The following is an 18,379-nucleotide window of genomic DNA, read 5'->3' as shown; positions in this document are numbered from 1 at the left end:
CGCGGTGGAGGTTGCCGTATCCAACACAGGACCCGGTCTGTCTCCAGAAGCAATGAAGCAGTTATTCCAACCATTTTTTACCACCAAACCCACCGGTATGGGCCTAGGCTTATCCCTGAGTAAGTCCATCGTCGAAGCCCATGGCGGAGAAATCTGGGCTACTCCTAACCCGGACCAGGGGGTCACTTTCCACTTCACCGCATCGACTCAAATAGGAAACCGCTAGCGTGTCCCCGCAACCGATTGTATTCATCGTTGATGACGACAAGGCAGTGCGCGATGCAGTGCATCTTCTATGCGAGGCCCACGGGCTGCAAGTAGAAAGCTATGCCTCAGCCCAGGCCTTTCTTGACAGTTATGCTCCCGATCGAGAGGGCTGTCTGGTACTCGACATCTGCATGCCAAAGATGGATGGACTAGAGCTTCAAGCGCATCTAGCGGCCCACCAGATTGAACTACCTATCATTTTTATTACTGCCTACAGCAGCAATGACAAAGTCAAGCTTGCACGTAACGCCGGTGCCCTGGATATCCTGGAAAAGCCTTTTCAACCTGATGTTCTGATTGATCGCATCCGCACCGCTTTCAAATCGACCAAGTAAACCCTTGTTCAACCTCTCTACCCCTTCTCTATTTACCCGGTCGAGCCAACACCATAAAAGCGTAGGGCTCTAAGCTCAGCTCGTGGGTGGCGGTGATAGTTTTGCCTGCGAAAAGGTCAACCTCCGTTTTACGTAGTCCTAACATGCGCAACCGCCGGGCTTCCAAGTGCTGAGTGGAGTCGCTGAAATTCGCCAGTATTAGTACCGTGTGTTCATCATGGTTGCGGAAATAGCCAAACACGTGATGGTTACCGGTATCGACAATTTCTGTTTCAGCCCGAGTAAAGGCCAGATTTTGCTGGCGGATTTGGATCAGCCTCAACAAGCCCTGGTAAATCCGGCCGGCAACGGTATTGGCGTCCCAGCGTTGCTCGGCCCGCGCCCAATCGAAGGGCAACCGGTGCAGCCAGCGAGTATCGCCAATTTTAGCGGGATCTTTTTCGTAACTATAATCATTCAAAGTGCCGATTTCGTCGCCAAGATAAATCAACGGTATGCCGCCGATAGTCAAAATCACCCCGTGCAGAAGTAGGATCTTGCGAATGGCGTAGTCAATTTCCATCTCATCGTTGTTATGGAGGCCTTTTTCCAATCCCGCCAAAGAGGCACAGGTGCCGGACACCCGGGCATCTCCGGTGACCAGGTTTTCTTGGAAGGGCATTCCCCGGGCAAAGCTGCCTTCAAACTGCGCGGTGTAAAACTGGGTAAGAAAGCGGCGATGGGCTTGGGGATCGAGGCCAAGGGCACGGACATCATCATCGGAAAATGTCCACCCAATATCATCGTGACAACGCACATAGTTCACCCAAGCACAACCAAAGGGGAGGGCAAAGCGCTGCTGCAAAGCATAGCGTAAAAGACGGATATCCCGACTTGCTAAAGCATCCCATAAAAGGGCCATAAGCTGGGGGTTATAAGAAAGCTGGCATTCCTTTTCACTAATGTATTTTCTCACCTCATCTGGATGCACGATGGCCTCAGATTTAAAGACCATGGCTGGCGCGGCAACACGCACTAAAGCATTAAAAGCTTGGATAATGGTGTGTGCTTCGGGCAAATTCTGACAGCTGGTGCCCAACTTCTTCCAGACAAAGGCCACTGCATCCAGGCGCAAAATCTCTACTCCTTGATTGGCGAGAAAAAGCATCTCTTCCAGCATCCGATTGAAAACCACAGGATTCTCATAGTTCAAATCCCACTGATAATTGTGGAAGCTGGTCCAGATCCACTTGCGGATACGGTGACGGTAAGTAAATGTCCCCGGGTGTTCATCGGGGAAGATGGGATTGAGGCTACGTTCATAGGCGTCCGGCAGTTCCCGATCGGGGAACATGCGATAATACTCCTGGTACTCGGGGTCCCGGGCCAGGGCGCGGTGAGCCCATTCGTGCTCATCAGAGGTATGATTAAACACAAAGTCCAAGCAGAGGGAAATGCCTCGATAGCGCAACTCGTTCGCAAGCCGAGCCAGCTCTTCCACGGTTCCCAGGCGGGGGTTGACTTCGCGATAACTACTAACCGCATAGCCACCATCATTATCCCCTTCAGGTACCTTAAATACCGGCATCAGATGAAGGTAGTTGACTCCCAGCTCGGTTAAATAGGGGATATGCTCACGTAGTTCCGCCAGATCGCCCGCAAAAAGGTCCACATAGCACATGGCCCCCACCAAGCGGTGGGATTGGTACCAATAGGGGTCGGCAGCCCGGAGGGCATCCAGCGCCTTGAGTTCGGTTGGGCGCACCAGCCACATCTCCGTCGCCGATGCCAGGATACTTTCTAGATGGAAGAAAAAATCATATTGCTGACCATAGAGGCGGTGCAAGCAATCGAACAATCTCGGAAAATGAGTTTCCAAGCGCTGGACGTAACCTTGCCACTCGTCAGGATCGACCTGCGCCTTGAAACGTGCCTCCAGGCGAGGCATGAGGCGCCGAAGGGAGGCAGTACTGTGCCGTTTGAGCCACTGGGCGTCATTCATATCACTGCTTCAGAATTGTTCCAAGCCTAGGAATATTGACTAAAATTATTAGCAAGAAGATCTTAGCAAAGAACAGCACCTTGAAAGAAACGGCACAAATTCTAAACACCATTCAGGAGTTGCTTTCTTTCCAAAAACTGGCGGTCTTAGGCACCCAGGACGGGTGCCAGCCTTGGGGTAGCTTAGTGGCCTTTGTCTCTACCCCCGACCTGAAACACCTTACTTTTGCCACGCCCCGCAGCACCCGCAAATATGATTATTTAGCCAGAAACTCCAGCGTCTCCATGGTGATCGACAATCGAGAAAATTTAGCTCGTGATTTTTATCAGGCTATGGCCGTCACGGCCATCGGGCAGGCGACAGAAATTGAGCCCTAGGAGGCCAAAGCGCTGACAGAACTCTACCTTAATAAGCACCCTTACCTGAAAAATTTTTTGCCCTCCCCTAGCTGTGCCCTGGTGAAAATCCGGGTAAAAAAGTACAGCCTGGTCAGGCGCTTTCAGGAAGTGATGGACCCGCAACTTCTTTCGCTGGACTCCATGAATCCTATGTCAATATCCAGGGTACCGCTTCCATCTTAGAACATATTCGCCTGGTGTGGGCCTCTTTGTGGTCTGATCGGGCCCTGCTTTACCGGCGGGAACTGGGGCTGGATATCGCCAGCAGCGCAATGGCGGTGGTGGTGCAAGAAATAGTGGCTGGGGACTGTTCTGGGGTTATTTTCAGCCAAAACCCCCGTGATTCTTCCCAAAGTGTCATCGAGGCGGTTTATGGCCTGATACCAATTTGCAATCTATAAAGTAAAATAAAAAGAGGGGAAGGTGTTGGCTTATCGAATCTGTCCAGTGGAGAGAGAAGATGGGAAGGGTCACCCGGGTCGTTGAGCATTTGCGGGTTGAAGAAATGGATGAGCGGCTCAAGCACTGTACCGAATCGTGGCGTCTCCGACGCTGGCAAGTGATCCGTTGCGCGTTGGTCCACCCCAAGCCGGCGGCGGAAATTGCCCTGGAGCTGGGGTTAGCCCGGCAAACGGTCCACAACCTGATTGCCGCCTATAACCGCCACGGGCCGGCGGCGTTAGAGACCCCGGGCCGCGGCCAACGACAACGGGCCTATCTCAGCCTCGAGCAGGAACAGGCGGTCATCGCTCCCTTCCTGCAAAGCAGTGCGGCGGGTCAACTCAGTACCGTTCTCCCCCTCAAAGCGGCCCTGGAGGAAGCGATGTGGGTCATCCAGTAGCCAAAAGTACCGTCTATCGCCTTCTCAAGCGCCACCGGTGGCGCAAAGTCCGTCACCCGCAGGCCAGTCGGAGCGAACAAGACGCCTTTAAAACAACTTCCCCTCCCCGGTCCAAACCCTCCTGCAAGAGCGCGACCCGCAGGACCGGCGTCCGGTCATCGTAATGGCCCAGGATGAGGGGCGTTTTGGCCGCATCGATCGCCCCCGGCGCGGTTGGGCGCCCCAGCCCGTTCGGCCTCATGTCCCCTGTCAGGTGATACGAGAGTTTGTCTATGTCTTTGCCGCGGTGTGTGCGCCGTTGGGGCGTTTAACGGCGTTACTGCTGCCCACGGCCAATACCGAGAGGATGGCCTTGTTTCTGGCGCAGGTGGCTCAGGAATTCTCCGAGTACTTTATTATTATGCTTGTCGACCGCGCCGGTTGGCATACCACCCCCCGGTTAAGCGTGCCCGAGAACATCCACTTAGTCCCTCAGCCGGCCCGCAGCCCGGACTCAACCCGGTCGAGCATCTTTGGGAAGAGCTACGAGAGAAAACGTTGGCTAACACCTCCTTCTCCTCGCTTGAAGATCTGGAAAATACACTCTGCACCGGCCTCAATCAGCTCGCCGATGAACCCCATCGCCTCCGCTCCCTCACTGACTTCCCTTATATGAGAATTACTTCTTGTAATGCAAATTAGTATCAGTTAATTACTCTTGTCCTCTCTCTATCATTCTCCTCTTCCTCCAAGCTCTATAATCACCCACTGGAGGCATAGAACCATGGCACTAGAGTCCAATTCTGCACCTCCTAGAGCGAAGTTGAGGCTTTGACATGCGAGCGGCGACGAAATTTTGAACAGAAACAAAAGCGGGAATTAGCACTCTCGGACGATTGAGGAAAAGAGGAAACGGGAACTTATTGAGAAAAAGCTTGATGAAGCGATACCTAGAATTATTGAGGCTTACTCTGGTCTGTATCTAGAAATAGATACTCATAAAGCAGCGGAGACGCTAGCCGAGTACACGGGGATAAGCTATAAAGTCATTATCAGAGAATACAGCAATTTTGCAGCCAAATTAGTGCGGGGATTAAGAGATGAGAGGAAAAGGCAGTGACTATGATCTCCAAGCATGGCTTAAGCTGCGCAAGGACACCATTGCTCGGTTTCAGCGGCAAGGATACACCTACGAGCAGGCGCTTGATATGACTACTGCATACCTGCACATGCATGATGGGGCCGTGTCTATAGTGCGCGAGGGTCAATCTCCCTACCTAACCGAGATCCCGAAAGCCAAACCCAAGCCAAAGGAAAAACCCCCAACGGCTGAGGAGCAAATGGACTTATCCTCTCCTGGACCGGACACTGAACCCGAGTTAGATAAAGTATCACGACGCCGTGATAAACACCCACTCAAACCCTACCAAGAGAACGAAACCCGACTCATTCAATTCGTTATCAACCTCATATGCCAAGGCAAGGATAGAAGGCATATAGCCAATATCCTCAACAAATGCGGCTATCGTACCCCCGCGGGGCTACGTTGGAACGCTGATAGGATAAATTGGTTAGTGTCCAAAAATGGACTCGCACCCAAACGGCCATCGAGGCTCGATAGATATGAGGAAGAGATAGACCCTAGGCCATGGCTATGAGTTGGGAATCATCCCGGTTTGGGACTGTACCGCCATTACGTACTGGCACGTAACACGCCTCAATCCCCCACCTCAACCCGCATGGCGCTAAATCACGATAATCACCCACACGGCTTAAATTTTTGTGGGGTTCAAACCCACTTTTCGAGGGCCGACTCTGGAGGAGACACGAGCGCTGGAGGTCTCGGTGAATCTACTTTTATTTTAGAATCAGTGGCTTGTTTTTGATTATCCCCCTCCCCTACCCCCTTGGCATGAGCCCTGCAATAGTGGGGTAAGCACCGAGACAATGACGCGTCGGTGCCCCCATTTAAAACCCTACCCATTCACTGTATTGAAGAGGAAATAGACCATGAGCCCACTGCGTATCGCTGACCTGACCGAGAACAAGACCCTCGACCATTCTGCCATGACGGCGGTTCGCGGGGGTATGCGGACCTTTGGGAAGCAGAGCCTCTACTGGGGTCCTATGGGGGACCCGTTCGTGCAGGTGAACCCCACCCAGGCCATTTCCCAGTTCCAGGGTATTCAAAATGCCGTGGGGAATAATGTGGCCAACTTTGGGTTCTCAAATCTCGACAACACCAACCACCAGAACCAGCAGGCTCAGAACAACGTCAATGTAGGCGGCTGGCTGTAATCCCAAACACAGTCGTTAACAACGTATCGGGGGGTCTGCGGGCCTCCTTCCATCAAGAGGAAAAAGAGAGGGCTTCCCTGATGATTGCCGATTTGCCCGAAAGCACAACGCTGGATCGGACGCAAATGACTGCCCTGCGGGGCGGTAAAACTCTCGGAGCTTTTCCCGGGTCGAGTTTTGCCAATGTAGGTGTGGATATCAACTTGAACCAGCAAATTAACCAGTTTCAGTCCTTAGATATCACCGCGGCCAACAATGTGGCCAACTTTGGCTTGTTTGCTCCGAAAATTTGAAGTGGCTAGACTATTCCGGACACACGAACTCAAGTCATCTTAAAGACAAAATGAGGAAAGTGTGTTGTGATGAATACCGAGAAGAAAGCGAGTCAGTATACCGCGGAATTTAAAGCGCGAGCGGTGAAGCTGGCAGTAGAGAGTGAGCAGCCGTTCAGCAAGACCGCCGAAGAGTTAGGGGTCAACAAGAACACCCTGCCTACCTGGATAGGCAAGTATCATTGTGCTCAATCGGTGGAAAAGAAGGTGGGTGAAGAACACCTTGATGATGAACTCAAGCGAGGGCGAACCCATCAGCCGTACGTGGGTGGCTCGCTTGATGAAACCGCAGGGGCTCAAGAGCAAGCGTCGGCGTCAATTCAAGGCCACCACCCAAGCCCATCCCACGCGTCCTGCGGCTCCTAATGTATTCAACCAGGCGTTTGAAACGACTCGGCCCGATAGGGGGTATGTCGGTGATATCACCTTCATCCCCACGGAGGAAGGCTGGCTTGACTTGGCCGTTTTGCTCGACCTCTACTCCCGAGCCGTGGTGGGCTGGGCCATGTCAGCGCGGATCAACGCTACACTCACTCACGATGCGTTGATGATGGCCATCTGGAAGCGCCGACCTGCCCCCGGATTGATTGTGCACAGTGATCGTGGCCGTCAATAGTCTTCCGAGCTCGACCAGAAGACTCTCAGCGATTATGGCTTTATAGGTAGCATGAGCCGTCGGGGCTGCTGCTACGACAATGCCCCCGCAGAGCGCTTTTTTAAGTATCTCAGTGAAAGTTTTGAAGCATTCCTGGAGCGAGCCGGTGGCGTGGAGCCAGGGGACAGGGAAGTCCCCGCAAACCCTTTTTTCAGGGAGGAAAAACGGGTTTGCGGAACACCTCCGGCTCGCTCCTAAAACACCTCATATTTTATTCATAGGTACTTAATACCCTCAAAACCGAACTCACCCCTCACCGGCGTTACCTGACCCGGGCAGAAGCCCAGCAAGAGATTTTTGAATATCTTGAAGTATTTTATAACCGCCAAAGGCCTCACTCCGCAATTGGCTATCAGACCCCAGGGGACTATGAAAAACAATACCGAAAAATAGCGTGATTATGTGTCCGGAAAACCCTTGCCACATCATAATAAAATGTCCGTTTTTACTTGACCACTACAATCTTGCTGGGTTCACCCTATCTGGAGGCTTATCCGTGAAAATCAGGAATATCTTTACAGGGGGGGTCGGAAAGTCGGATTGATCCCAACATGACATTCATCGTGCCCCTCGCGGCGGGGATCGTGGAATGCCGCGGCGGCATGCTTATCCATAGCGCTATCATCGCCCGAGAATATGGTATTTCCTGTGCCACGGGCATTGGGAAGGCCACCTCCCGTATCCATACCGGTGACCGGGTCACTGTGGATGGTTACTTGGGGATTGTCACACTGAGCTAATCATCCAGTCTAAATCCACTCCGGCCTGCTCCACACTGTGGCTGACAACAAAGTTTTCCAACTGCTTCTTACCTTCCAGAACCGCTAGCCAATTTATCGGCGGCACGAGTCGTTTCCGGAAGCCGGTAACGGGTAGTACAAGCCATCACATAGTGAAGGGCAGAGGAAAGGCTAATCCGGTGCCCTGCCGAAATAAAGATGGGCTTGACTCCAGTGCGGGTGCGCAGCACGGCTCCCACCGTCTCACCTTTATCCACCAAGGGCGTCCAGCTGCCGCGCTCATCCGGTACAACCCCATGTTTGCCTACCAACCGGGTCTTAGCGACCCCGATGCTCGGTAAATCGGTCAGTACTCCTAGATGACAGGCAATGCCAAAACGACGGGGATGGGCAATTCCTTGACCATCGCAGAGCAGCAGGTCTGGCATCACAGTTAATTTCTCCAAAGCAGCCAATACCGCGGGACACTCCCGAAATGACAACAGTCCAGGAATATAGGGAAAACGGGTAGGCTGCCGGGCAACAGCCTGCTCCACCAGGCTCAGATCGGCGAGACGGAGCACCACCACGGCGGCTCGAGTTATCTTACCCTGGTTTTCAAACCCCACGTCGACCCCGGCAACGGAATGAACTTGATTTAAGCGATCTTCGGTAATCACCTGAGCCGCAAGCCGTTGTTGCAGGGCCACAGCCTCCTGAGGTGATAAATTCCAGGAATGAGTTTTCACCAACATACCAGTGCTATACTTGATACAGTTTGAAATATCATAACCCTAGGGTCCATGGAAAGAGATTTCACACCCCTTACTATTGCGGTGCTCACTGTTTCTGACACGCGCACGGAAGAGACCGACCGCTCTGGCAAATTGCTGGCGGAGCGGCTCCAAGCAGCAGGGCATCAGCTTGCCGAGAAGGCGATTGTTGCCGATAATGTTTATTATATCCGCGAGATCGTTTCACGCTGGATTGCCGATAGCCAAGTACAGATTGTCATCACAACAGGCGGGACTGGTGTCACCGGCCGCGATAGTACGCCGGAGGCCATCGCACCTTTGCTTGACAAAACCATCGAAGGTTTCGGTGAGTTGTTTCGTGCTCTTTCCTATGAAGAAATCAAAACTTCAACCGTTCAGTCACGGGCCCTGGCGGGCGTGGCCAATGGGACCTTTATTTTCTGTTTACCTGGCTCCTCCGGAGCCTGCCGTACCGCTTGGGACGACATCCTTAAGGATCAACTCGATAACCGCCATCGGCCGTGCAACTTTGCTGAATTAATCCCTCGATTACATGAACACTAGCTCGACTCGACTTATTCTCTACCATACCGCAGGCTGCCATCTATGCGACGAGGCACGCCAACTATTGACACGAATTCCTGAAATTACCGTCGAAGAAGTGGAGATTGGGGATGATCCCCTGCTAACTGAACGTTACGGAATGCGGATCCCAGTTCTTCTACAGCCAGAATCGGGGTTATCCTTGGATTGGCCTTTCACTCTCAACGCTATCCGACAATGGACTGGCCCCATATAGCGATCTCAGTTAGCAACACTGGACCCTCATCTGGGGGAATTCAAGTTTGATTTGGGCGCAATAGCTGAAGATTATCCAGCCGAATAGAAAGGCATGATAGTACTTATAGCGGCAAAGTTACCGGGATGCCGGAAAGGCCAAAATAGTAACCAAATTTTTCGTTATGCATTTCAAGTCTAGTGAACTGCCATCACAGCCACTGACCCCAAGAGCCACATCCCCGTCCTAACCTAGGCTAACCTTTTTAAAGCTCGCCTGCTACCTGCAAAATCCGATGGTAGACCCTTTATACGAGCCCAATCTTGTGGTTCTTCTGTCCGAACTAACATGTGTCTCCTCTTCCCACCCGAGCCGCGATAGGGCTCTCCCATCAGATTGCATATCACCCTACAAAATCCGATGGGAGAACTTTTTTTGACTCCCTGACTGACCCTTACTCTCTGGGTTTGGTAAACTCTTTGATCGATTCTTTAATTTTTTTCTCCTGAAAAGCACGGAATTCAGAATAATTAATTTTATTGTCATTATTCTGATCAATCTGGTCAAATTTGTTGTTTTTGCTTAATTCACTCCACTCTTCTGCTTCATCTTTACTAATAAAGCCATCTAGGTTTTTATCTAATTCTGTAAAAGTTGGTTGTCGTGTTCCCCATTGTTCCTCCTCTACGAGTGGTGGCGATGTATCCTGGTTAGCGGCTAAAGTGCTACCTGTTAGGAGCAATAATAAAGTCGCAAAAAACACAAATACCCTACTTTTCTTTATCTGCATAATACGTAAAATTGGGTTATTCATACCGGTTGATTCCGCTCGTTTTCCGCTAAGAGTGGTGGAAATGAAATTATAAATTTAGGTTTTTACCCAAATAGACCTAACAAACAGAGGCTGCCAGTCGACTTAAGCCCATCGACTGGCTCGCCTATTATCCTCACCAACTGCGCTGTGACTGTTCCATTAATTTCTGTATCTTCTGGGCTAACTTAGCATCAGTAGATGCAGCTTGCGCTATCGCATTATAGGTCTCCACGTCTAAGTTCTCCTTCGAGTTTATCATTTCGACCATGGCGTTGCTGGCCTCCTGCTGAAGTTCTAGAGCCCGCTCCCGATCCTGGGTCTGTTCTATGCGTGGGCGATACTCCGCACTAATTTCATTCACTTTCTTGGAAGCAGCAACAAAAGCCTCCAATTGATCATCACTAAATTGGGTTTGCCCAGAGGGTCCCTGACCCATCCCGCGGCCAGAGGGAGCGTCGCTTTGGGCAGACGTTAGCGAAGCTCCCAGTAGAGAGAATATAACAAAAACGACCAGAGAAATATTCTTTACATTGAGCATACTTTGCATGGGTTTGCTCCAATAAACTTGAATAATTTGCATTAGCCTCTCAGGACTCACCGAGCCATGCTCCATGGCTTAGCTCGATCTTTATTCAGGCAAATATAATGCCATTTGTCCCGGCAATGCCCCAGAATTACTTCTATTTTTATAACTGCTAGATTTAGAAGAAATTTTTAAAACAGCACGGAAACAAAGCTAATTCATGCGGCTCTCGCCTATTAGCTAATGGGGTTAATTGAGAGGGCCTCGTCATGTGTTAACATGACACATGTGTCATGAACCAAAACTATCCCTCCTCCCATGACTATTCAATTATTCCGAAACGCCTATAGCCTACGTGCTGCACTCACGCTTTTCATGGTGGTGCCTCTGGTTTCCATCCTCGCCATAGCTGGTTATCTCAGTTTATCTGAGTTAGAAAAACAAACTGAAAAGCGGATGCAGGAGGATGTCGAACTTATCGCCCGAGCGATCCGCCTCCCCCTCAGTCATGCCCTAGAACAAGACCGGGAAGGGGACGTCAAACAAGCCCTAAATTCTGCTTTCCACATCAATCGCGTCTATGGAGCGTATGTCTACAATGCCCAAGGCAAGAAGGTGGCCGCCACAGGCGCCAAGGAGCCTAGCATGCAGAGCCGCAAATTAATCCAGCTGGCGGCCGAAGGGAACCGGCGGGGGCAATATGGCGAATTTGACGGTGAGGAAATCTATTCCTATTTCGTACCCTTAACCGATTCCAGCGGACTCATCATTGGTCTTTTACAGCTTACCCGCCAGGGTAGCGATTTTCAGGACTATCTTGGTCAGATACGCTGGCAGGGTTTGCTTCTCTTGGTGCTTCTTGCCCTTCTTCTCACTGGCGTCGTGATTTACGGCCAATACCGATCTGTTGGCCGATATCTTGCTGCGCTGATGAATAGCATGGCAATGATTGAGCAAGGCGACCGTACTCATCGAGCGCCTTTGCAAGGTCCACGGGAACTAGTCGCCTTGAGTGCTTGTATGAATAACATGCTTGACAGCATCGCCCATTCAGAGGCGGAGATCTCCCGCCGGCGCGCCGAGCAGTCAACACTAGAGAACCGTTTGCGACAATCCCAAAAAATGGCAGCAATCGGTCAATTGGCGGCTGGCACCGCCCACGAGTTGGGCACACCGCTTAGCGTAGTAGACGGCAAGGCCCAACGGCTGCTGCGCTTGCGAGATCTGCCTCTACAGGTCACAGAGGGATTACAGGAAATCCGAGATGCAGTGAAACGAATGGAACATATTGTCCGCCAACTTATGGATTTTGGACGCGCCACCCCCTTAAGTCTGCACCCAGAGGTCGCGGCTCGGCTGGCTCAGGCTGCCGTCTCCCAGGTCAGAGACGAGTTTGCCCATGCAGGGGTGCAGTTAGAGCTTGCCGGACCCCACCCTGCGCCCCTTATGCTCGTCGATCCGGTGCGTATTGAACAAGTATTGATCAACCTGCTGCGCAATGGAATGCAGGCAAGCCCTGGGGGCCATGTGCGACTTTCCTGGTTTCAGGAAGGAGAATTAACAGGATTTTGTGTAGAAGACGATGGTCCCGGCATTGACGATGAGATCCATTCCCGATTATTCGAACCGTTTTTCACCACTAAACCCGTTGGTCAAGGTACCGGCTTGGGACTTTCTGTCGTCCACGGAGCCATAGAAGAACACCATGGCAGCATTGAGGTGGGACGCAGTCTGCTTGGCGGAGCCGCGTTTTATCTCTTTTTCCCTCCCCTGCCCAAATCACTCCAAGGAGAATATCTAAGTGACAAAAGAAGAGATTCATCCTAAGGAACGGGTGCTGATTGTCGAAGACGATAAAGCCTTGCGCCGACTCCTAGAGGAAGAACTGACCGATGCAGGTTTGCAAGTACGCACTGCCGGAGAGGTGAATTCGGCATGGCATATACTCGAAACCTGGCTCCCTGAATTGATTCTTAGCGACTTATACTTGCCGGGTGCCAATGGCGTGGAATTGCTAGAACGGGTACGTACGTATCCTGTTCCCCCTGGTTTCATTATGATCACGGCATTCGGAACCATCAACCAAGCAGTCGAGGCGCTCAAACTAGGCGCTGACGATTTTCTTACCAAACCCCTGGATCTTGACCACCTGATGCTCTGCGTTACCCGCATCCTGGAGAATCGGCGCTTAAAAAAAGAAGTACAGCATTTTCGAGAGCTGCTGAACAACGATGATTTTCATGGCATTATCGGCCGCAGCGTCCCCATGCAAACCCTTTTTGCAACCATTCGCCAATTAGCCCACGCGGCAGGTCCAGTACTGATTACCGGGGAGAGCGGCGTAGGCAAAGAATTGGTAGCACGGGCTATTCACCGGGAAAGCGGGCAGGCTGCAGGCCCTTTCATCGCTGTCAACTGTGCAGGCATCCCCACGGAACTGTTAGAAAGCGAATTTTTCGGACATGCTGCAGGGGCTTTCACCGGCGCCAGCAATGCCCGTAAGGGGTTATTTGCAGAGGCAGAAGGTGGAACATTACTCTTAGATGAGGTTGCAGAAATGCCGCTAGCACTGCAAGCCAAGTTGCTGCGTATCCTTCAAGATGGCCGAGTCCGACCCTTAGGGGCTAATCAGGAACGCTGCGTAGACGTTCGGATCATGGCTGCCACAAATCGCAACCTTGAAGAGGAGGTCAACCAGGGGCGGTTTCGGGAAGACTTGTTTTATCGACTAGAAACCTTTGTCCTGCCGGTCCCCCCGCTGCGGGATCGAGGGGATGATCTGGATCTACTTATAGCGCGGTTTCTTGATCTATTTCGCACCCAGTTGCGACGAGAAGTACGCGGTATCCATCCCTCCGCCCTCGCTCATCTCAAAGCCTATCCGTTTCCGGGTAATGTGCGGGAACTACGCAACACTATCGAACGTGCTGTCGTCTTCTGTCACGAAAAAGAAATCAAATTGTTCCATCTTCCTGAACGCATGAGAAGAATGCCTAAATCCAAGTCTAGGGCAAAAAATCTGTCCGAGCCCCTCTCCCCATCGGATGAGGGCATGCTGTCTACCCTAGGAGAAATTGAACAGAGTTATATCCATTATGTCCTGGATCAAGTAGGAGGGAACAAACGCCGCGCCGCAGCCCTACTCGGCATCAGCCGCCGCACCTTATACCGGCGCCTTGGGGAAGAAGAATCCAGCTAATATTTAACTGGGAAGCTCTACTCTTGCTTCGTGATCTTTACTGTACAGCGATCATCTGTTATTTTTTATCACGCACTTTGCAAGACTTGACCCTTTTGACAGCGTAATCGGCTAAGCTAATTGCCCTGTTCCTCTGAATGGGCAAGATAGAAAACGCGATGCAGCAACATTTGGTGATCTCGGCGATAGGACGCGACCGGCCCGGTCTGTTGAAAGAATTAAGTGGAACCATACTCGATGGCGGTTGCCACATCGAAGACAGCCGAATGGTCCTACTCGGAGCGGAATTCGCCATATTGCTAATCGCCTCTGGCAGTTGGAGCGCTGTGGCCAAGCTAAATAATTCCTTTCTGGGGCCTTCAACAACAATGCCAATTCGATAACTGCCAATCCGAATCCAATAAAATACTCGTACCGCTCATCTTCTTCAGCCTACTTATTTCTTACAAGCTACCGATTGCCTTGACTTCTTCTATGACCTGTTTTAGTTGATTGAGAGCAGGGCGGTCCTTAATTTTCTTTAGATCTCGTTAGAAGCTTTTGCGGAATACAGTTTTCACCCTTTATCTTCAAGAGCCCTAAAAATTTTGTCCCGATTCACCTTTTCAGTTTACCGCCCTTCGTGGATAAATTCTGCGAGTGCAACGGCCTCCAGTATTTCAGTAAAAACCTCGTGTAAGAGTTCGCGTCGTTCTTGGAACGTCTCTACCAGTGCTTCCTTAAGCACTTTTTTCAGAGCCTCTTCATCGAATCTATTTTGCATTATGGCAACCTTTTATCTGTTATACAGTTGTCTTATGGTGCTCTATACACAGCGATAAAGCTCTGCCGTTTTTTTCCCAATACGTTCGATTTGAAAATAGTTACGAAAGCGTTGCTCGCCCGCCTTACCTAAAGATTCCCGTTTTTCGGGAGCGTGCAATAAATCTCCCAGGACTTGGACCAAGCTAGCTGAGTCTTGAGGTGCGCACAATTTTCCCGTTTCCCCCTCAGCGACTACCCAGCCAACTCCCGAACCCTCAATTTTGCTGGCCACCACCGGCTTCCCAAACCGCATCGCTTCTAGCAGCACCACCCCGAAGGCTTCGGTCCGTTCTATGGAAGGCAAGCAAAAAACATCGCAGGTCGCCAATAGCCCATTACGTTGGGCCTCCGTACAACTGCCTTGCAAGGTAACTCGTTCTTCCAATCCGAGGTGGGCAATTAGAGACCGCAGCTTTGCTTCACCCTCGCCAGTGCCAATAATCAATAAACGGGCTTCTGGCAAAGCTTTAATGGAGTGCAACAACACCTCATGTCCTTTGTAATAGGTCAAACGGCCAATCGTCAGTACTCGCAAGCGCCCCTTGTCTCCCCAGAGATGATGGGCCGCCGCTCGTTCAGCCTCAGTGGGTTCCGGCAACCGGGCTGGGTCGAGGCCAAGGGGAATGACATGGCACTTGTCGCGCCAAGACCCTAGCGCCAAGCTGCTGTCAAGATAAGGAGGCGAGGTGGCGATGATAGCCGAGGCGTCCCCTAGGAGGCTTTGTTCAAAGGGACGGTAGAAGGGATAAGCGAGGGCAAGGAGTCGGTCGTGGCGGGAGGCGACCACATCGGCATGCCAATGCACTATCCAGGGAATTCGCCGGGCCGTCGGCACCACCATGGCCCAAAAAGCGGAAGTATTGGGGAGGTGCAAGTGCAAGTAGTCCGGTTTAAATTGCCGGATAGTTCTTCGTAACCAAAAAGGAAACTGGGGGCTTACCGGGGCGTAAAGGAGACGGCCATAGCAGGGGGCGCGATAAACAGGAAAAGGCCATTGGACAGGGAAGGAATGATTCGAAAAACGCCGTTGGCGCGGCGAGAGATGAGCATGGACTAATGCCGCTACCTCAATGTCTTGCCTTTGCAAGGCGGGTAGCAGATCCTGGAGAAAATACTCCATACCGCCCGCGAAAGGAGGAAAAAATTTGCCAATATGCAAAACACGCAACATGTCAAAAGCACTTTAATCTAGGTGGGATGAGTCATCCGGCTTGGCACGGGGACCCGAAATGTCACGCCTACAACAATTGATACAGGGTGCCCATGGAGGCGACATAAATCTTTTTTGCTGCCAACCCCTTCCTTTTGCCCTCCCTCCCTTGGAGAAGTTGTTGTTCTGGATCGAAGGTAAATTCAGGCGTGGCACCAAGTATCAATAGGTAATCACCGGCTTGGACATGGTCCTGACTAGGCAAACGGGTGCCATAGTCATGGACATTGTAAGGCAACAAATGGTAGCGCACCCGAAGCCGGGTATAGTGATCTTCTGCTAAAGGCTTTGCCGTCACCAAAAAAACACGCTGGGGAAGGGGCGGCAAGTGAGTCTTGATCTCGGTGATGAATTTAAAGAGAAAACCATCTTCGGCGGCCAGATGTTTTTCCTCCCCTCCCTTGCCGCCATAGCGGTCATGGGTTTGTTGCAACTGCTGCCAAAGGCCTGCTTGCCAGCGAAGATCCATCACTATCCACCCGAGCAAAAAGGCAATACACACCACGCGCCAATCCCAATGCCGGCGTCGAAAAAATCCCCAAAGGCCATAGAAAAATAGGCTAAGGGCCACCCAAGCCGCTGCCGCTAAAGTCGGTGGAACCAAGGCATTAGCAGTTCCATTTTCAATAAAATTGATGGAGCGTTGGCTCCAACCTTCGAAGGTGGTCCACTCAGACCAGACCATAGCCAGCAATGAGACTGCTGAAAGGGGTTTAAAGGTGAATTCTTTGATCACCACCGGTTCAGCGGGCTTTTTGCGAAAAGCCACACCAAATTCCACAATGGTTCCCTGCCAGGCGGGATGGTGGCCAAGCCCCATCATGGCATGCCCCTCTCCTTTCCAACTCAAGGGCAAAGAGATCACCTTCCCCCGTTCTTCGGCCCTACGCCAGAAAAAAACAGGATCCATCTCTGGCTGGATCCCCTGTACTTGATATTGGAGAAAAGGGTATTTTTCTGTCGCAAGGGCAATCTTGCCCGAAGAGATGATGGCTTGGCCGCTAGCAGAAAGAGCTCGGACCTCTAATCCCTCCCCTCCCCTAGCCCCTTCCCCTGCCATCAGTTGCAGGCTATGGCCTTGCCAAATTTTAGGCTGAACCTCAGGCGGCGCAAAATCTTTGTGATGATAGGCGAGAAATCCGCTGATAAGTAAAGCCCCGCTGAGGATCATTAATCCCAGTGCGATGAGCAATAGGCGCCAGAAGGGCATAACAGGAGCTATACTCAGTGAAAACCAAAAAAATGCAGGCCGTTGTTTCATCAAGATTACAGAATAACTATTGGCTTAAAGCCAGCTCATTGCCTTACCCTCGACGGGGGAGGCCGGAGCGCGCCAGGTGGGTGTGTCCGATAAACTCATCACCCCATCCTGACCCTATCTCCTCAACCACATGCTTTCTAAGTACCTATGAATAAGATATGAGGTGTTTTAGGAGCGAGCCGGTGGTGTTCCGCAAACCCGTTTTTCCTCCCTGAAAAACGGGTTTGCGGGAACTTCCCTGTCCCCTGGCTCCACGCCACCGGCTCGCTCCAGGAATACTTCAAAACTTTTACTGAGATACTTATTGTAATTGTGATTGCGATTGTGACAGGGATCCTAAACGTAAAGTTTCAAGGACAACCCGGCGCTCCTTACCCCCCGTTTCCCAAAATACCTCCACTTTGATCATGTAAGGTAATGCGGGCAGATTTACCGGATCATCAAAACCCTCACCGAGTCTTTCTTCTCGCTCTTCCTCGGGTTCTTCATAGGGAAGAATGGTCGTGCGCCAGGCGTATTTCTCGTCGAATTGTCCTTCTTGAACTCCTTCTAAATAAGGCGTTTCTACGCCAATGGTGGCAAGCTTGGACTCGGCTAAGGAGATGGCGCGGGTATATTCTTCCGATAATGTGGTGGTCTGCATGCCAGTGGAAAAGATCTGGAGCAATACCCCTAGTGAAATGCCCAAAATAGCAAAGGCAACCAGCACTTCCAATAAGGAAAAGCCTTGGTTACGTTTAATCAAGGATGGCCACCTGACCGGTCAACCAATTAACATCAACCTTATATTGACTCTCGCCCTGGGCTAGGGTAATACGCCCACCGGTGGAAGTACCATCAGGAAAGAACCGGATCTTACCGATACGTTCGGTATCCAATTCTGAACGGGCAGTGACGAGGGAAATGTCCATATTGTCCGGAAGCGGATAGTGGCGCTTCCTGCCCGTAATTATAAAATGCCGGCGCTCCAAATCCAGTATCAAGACGGCTTCTCGGTGGTGAGTAATCGCTTGGCTGCGGGCGTATTTGAGCGCTGCTGCCAGTTTTCGAGCGGTCCCCTTCAGCTCAGCACCGGAAACGCCCCCTTGCAAAAAAGGAGGCACTAAGGCCATTAACACTGCCACTAGCGCCAAAACGACCAGCAGCTCAATCAGGGTAAAAGCGCTTTGAGACTTAAATTGGGGAACTGTCGGCAATGGATTTCGCCTCTGCCGGGAAGGGGAGGGAGAA

The 18,379-nt window shown here is 51.4% G+C and carries 25 protein-coding genes and 2 pseudogenes; 18 read left to right on the top strand and 9 right to left on the bottom strand.

Annotated features, from left to right (window positions below; all coding sequences use genetic code 11):
* Nucleotides 1-4 precede the first annotated feature (4 nt).
* Together E3U44_RS06555 and E3U44_RS06550 are read left to right on the top strand one after the other, a co-directional pair.
* On the top strand, nucleotides 5-226 hold the full coding sequence (locus E3U44_RS06555; RefSeq protein WP_166805014.1) for a sensor histidine kinase: 222 nt from the start codon (nucleotides 5-7) through the stop codon (nucleotides 224-226).
* 1 nt (nucleotide 227) lies between these two features.
* Nucleotides 228-602: a response regulator transcription factor gene (locus E3U44_RS06550; RefSeq protein ID WP_134357301.1), complete on the top strand. Its 375-nt coding sequence runs from the start codon at nucleotides 228-230 to the stop codon at nucleotides 600-602.
* 28 nt (nucleotides 603-630) lie between these two features.
* Here E3U44_RS06550 and E3U44_RS06545 read toward each other — a convergent pair whose 3' ends face one another.
* Nucleotides 631-2,583 carry an amylosucrase gene (locus E3U44_RS06545; protein ID WP_134357300.1) on the bottom strand — a complete coding sequence of 651 codons (1,953 nt, stop codon included), beginning with the start codon at nucleotides 2,581-2,583 and terminating at the stop codon, nucleotides 631-633.
* Nucleotides 2,584-2,618: 35 nt separating this feature from the next.
* Here E3U44_RS06545 and E3U44_RS06540 point away from each other — a divergent pair, with 35 nt between their 5' ends.
* The 11 genes and pseudogenes from E3U44_RS06540 (at nucleotide 2,619) to E3U44_RS06490 (ending at nucleotide 7,826) form a co-directional block, all read left to right on the top strand.
* Nucleotides 2,619-2,960 (top strand): pyridoxamine 5'-phosphate oxidase family protein, encoded by a 342-nt coding sequence (locus E3U44_RS06540; protein ID WP_166805013.1) that lies wholly within the window; start codon nucleotides 2,619-2,621, stop codon nucleotides 2,958-2,960.
* Between the two features lie 71 nt (nucleotides 2,961-3,031).
* Nucleotides 3,032-3,382 (top strand): PEP/pyruvate-binding domain-containing protein, encoded by a 351-nt coding sequence (locus E3U44_RS06535; RefSeq protein WP_134357297.1) that lies wholly within the window; start codon nucleotides 3,032-3,034, stop codon nucleotides 3,380-3,382.
* A 59-nt stretch (nucleotides 3,383-3,441) separates the two neighbouring features.
* Nucleotides 3,442-3,822 (top strand): helix-turn-helix domain-containing protein, encoded by a 381-nt coding sequence (locus E3U44_RS06530; RefSeq protein WP_134357295.1) that lies wholly within the window; start codon nucleotides 3,442-3,444, stop codon nucleotides 3,820-3,822.
* A gap of 163 nt (nucleotides 3,823-3,985) precedes the next feature.
* A complete protein-coding gene (locus E3U44_RS06525) occupies nucleotides 3,986-4,477 on the top strand; it encodes a transposase (protein ID WP_134357293.1) in 492 nt (163 codons plus the stop codon).
* 424 nt (nucleotides 4,478-4,901) lie between these two features.
* On the top strand, nucleotides 4,902-5,459 hold the full coding sequence (locus E3U44_RS06520; RefSeq protein WP_134357292.1) for a hypothetical protein: 558 nt from the start codon (nucleotides 4,902-4,904) through the stop codon (nucleotides 5,457-5,459).
* Between the two features lie 352 nt (nucleotides 5,460-5,811).
* Complete coding sequence (locus E3U44_RS06515; protein WP_134357290.1) at nucleotides 5,812-6,099, top strand: hypothetical protein; 288 nt, start codon at nucleotides 5,812-5,814, stop codon at nucleotides 6,097-6,099.
* 80 nt (nucleotides 6,100-6,179) lie between these two features.
* Complete coding sequence (locus E3U44_RS06510) at nucleotides 6,180-6,392, top strand: hypothetical protein (RefSeq protein ID WP_134357289.1); 213 nt, start codon at nucleotides 6,180-6,182, stop codon at nucleotides 6,390-6,392.
* 69 nt (nucleotides 6,393-6,461) lie between these two features.
* Nucleotides 6,462-6,617: pseudogene (locus tag E3U44_RS20565) on the top strand (transposase); the annotation flags it as partial.
* Nucleotides 6,618-6,657: 40 nt separating this feature from the next.
* Entirely contained in the window at nucleotides 6,658-7,047 is a 390-nt protein-coding gene (locus E3U44_RS06500) for a DDE-type integrase/transposase/recombinase (RefSeq protein ID WP_134357286.1), read from the top strand.
* Between the two features lie 281 nt (nucleotides 7,048-7,328).
* Nucleotides 7,329-7,484, top strand: a pseudogene (locus E3U44_RS06495) (IS3 family transposase); the annotation flags it as partial.
* A gap of 111 nt (nucleotides 7,485-7,595) precedes the next feature.
* On the top strand, nucleotides 7,596-7,826 hold the full coding sequence (locus E3U44_RS06490; protein ID WP_338040794.1) for a PEP-utilizing enzyme: 231 nt from the start codon (nucleotides 7,596-7,598) through the stop codon (nucleotides 7,824-7,826).
* Nucleotides 7,827-7,894: 68 nt separating this feature from the next.
* On the opposite strand, the gene nfi is transcribed toward E3U44_RS06490, so the two are convergent.
* Entirely contained in the window at nucleotides 7,895-8,560 is a 666-nt protein-coding gene (nfi, locus tag E3U44_RS06485; RefSeq protein WP_166805010.1) for a deoxyribonuclease V, read from the bottom strand.
* Nucleotides 8,561-8,608: 48 nt separating this feature from the next.
* On the opposite strand from nfi, the gene moaB reads away from it, so the two are divergent.
* Together moaB and E3U44_RS06475 are read left to right on the top strand one after the other, a co-directional pair.
* Nucleotides 8,609-9,124 carry a molybdenum cofactor biosynthesis protein B gene (gene moaB, locus E3U44_RS06480; RefSeq protein ID WP_134357283.1) on the top strand — a complete coding sequence of 172 codons (516 nt, stop codon included), beginning with the start codon at nucleotides 8,609-8,611 and terminating at the stop codon, nucleotides 9,122-9,124.
* Nucleotides 9,114-9,359: a glutaredoxin family protein gene (locus E3U44_RS06475; protein ID WP_134357282.1), complete on the top strand. Its 246-nt coding sequence runs from the start codon at nucleotides 9,114-9,116 to the stop codon at nucleotides 9,357-9,359. The genes moaB and E3U44_RS06475 overlap by 11 nt, the downstream gene beginning before the upstream one ends.
* A 433-nt stretch (nucleotides 9,360-9,792) precedes the next feature.
* On the opposite strand, the gene E3U44_RS06470 is transcribed toward E3U44_RS06475, so the two are convergent.
* A complete protein-coding gene (locus tag E3U44_RS06470) occupies nucleotides 9,793-10,152 on the bottom strand; it encodes an EF-hand domain-containing protein (protein WP_134357280.1) in 360 nt (119 codons plus the stop codon).
* A gap of 133 nt (nucleotides 10,153-10,285) precedes the next feature.
* Nucleotides 10,286-10,732: a DUF4168 domain-containing protein gene (locus E3U44_RS06465; RefSeq protein ID WP_166805009.1), complete on the bottom strand. Its 447-nt coding sequence runs from the start codon at nucleotides 10,730-10,732 to the stop codon at nucleotides 10,286-10,288.
* A gap of 261 nt (nucleotides 10,733-10,993) precedes the next feature.
* Between E3U44_RS06465 and E3U44_RS06460 the strand changes: the two genes are divergently transcribed.
* The 3 genes from E3U44_RS06460 to E3U44_RS06450 all read left to right on the top strand — a co-directional run bounded on the left by E3U44_RS06460 (nucleotide 10,994) and on the right by E3U44_RS06450 (nucleotide 14,257).
* The gene (locus tag E3U44_RS06460) at nucleotides 10,994-12,502 is read left to right on the top strand and encodes a sensor histidine kinase (RefSeq protein ID WP_134357277.1); all 1,509 of its coding nucleotides are present in this window, start codon (nucleotides 10,994-10,996) and stop codon (nucleotides 12,500-12,502) included.
* Nucleotides 12,477-13,874 (top strand): sigma-54-dependent transcriptional regulator, encoded by a 1,398-nt coding sequence (locus tag E3U44_RS06455; protein ID WP_134357276.1) that lies wholly within the window; start codon nucleotides 12,477-12,479, stop codon nucleotides 13,872-13,874. Before E3U44_RS06460 ends, E3U44_RS06455 begins: the two co-directional genes overlap by 26 nt.
* 158 nt (nucleotides 13,875-14,032) lie before the next feature.
* Nucleotides 14,033-14,257 carry a glycine cleavage system transcriptional repressor gene (locus E3U44_RS06450; RefSeq protein WP_240761755.1) on the top strand — a complete coding sequence of 75 codons (225 nt, stop codon included), beginning with the start codon at nucleotides 14,033-14,035 and terminating at the stop codon, nucleotides 14,255-14,257.
* 227 nt (nucleotides 14,258-14,484) lie between these two features.
* On the opposite strand, the gene E3U44_RS19210 is transcribed toward E3U44_RS06450, so the two are convergent.
* From E3U44_RS19210 to E3U44_RS06430, 5 genes are all read right to left on the bottom strand, one after another.
* Nucleotides 14,485-14,637, bottom strand: a complete 153-nt coding sequence (locus E3U44_RS19210) for a hypothetical protein (RefSeq protein WP_166805008.1) — start codon at nucleotides 14,635-14,637, stop codon at nucleotides 14,485-14,487.
* 42 nt (nucleotides 14,638-14,679) lie between these two features.
* A complete protein-coding gene (locus tag E3U44_RS06445; protein WP_134357274.1) occupies nucleotides 14,680-15,849 on the bottom strand; it encodes a glycosyltransferase in 1,170 nt (389 codons plus the stop codon).
* A gap of 67 nt (nucleotides 15,850-15,916) precedes the next feature.
* On the bottom strand, nucleotides 15,917-17,098 hold the full coding sequence (locus E3U44_RS06440; protein ID WP_240761754.1) for a hypothetical protein: 1,182 nt from the start codon (nucleotides 17,096-17,098) through the stop codon (nucleotides 15,917-15,919).
* A 352-nt stretch (nucleotides 17,099-17,450) separates the two neighbouring features.
* The gene (locus tag E3U44_RS06435; protein WP_134357272.1) at nucleotides 17,451-17,894 is read right to left on the bottom strand and encodes a type IV pilus modification PilV family protein; all 444 of its coding nucleotides are present in this window, start codon (nucleotides 17,892-17,894) and stop codon (nucleotides 17,451-17,453) included.
* Nucleotides 17,887-18,345 carry a GspH/FimT family pseudopilin gene (locus tag E3U44_RS06430; protein WP_240761753.1) on the bottom strand — a complete coding sequence of 153 codons (459 nt, stop codon included), beginning with the start codon at nucleotides 18,343-18,345 and terminating at the stop codon, nucleotides 17,887-17,889. Before E3U44_RS06430 ends, E3U44_RS06435 begins: the two co-directional genes overlap by 8 nt.
* Nucleotides 18,346-18,379: the final 34 nt, after the last annotated feature.

Source organism: Nitrosococcus wardiae (genome assembly GCF_004421105.1).
In the GTDB taxonomy this organism is placed as follows: Bacteria; Pseudomonadota; Gammaproteobacteria; order Nitrosococcales; family Nitrosococcaceae; genus Nitrosococcus; species Nitrosococcus wardiae.
This window is presented reverse-complemented; position numbering and strand designations above follow the sequence as displayed.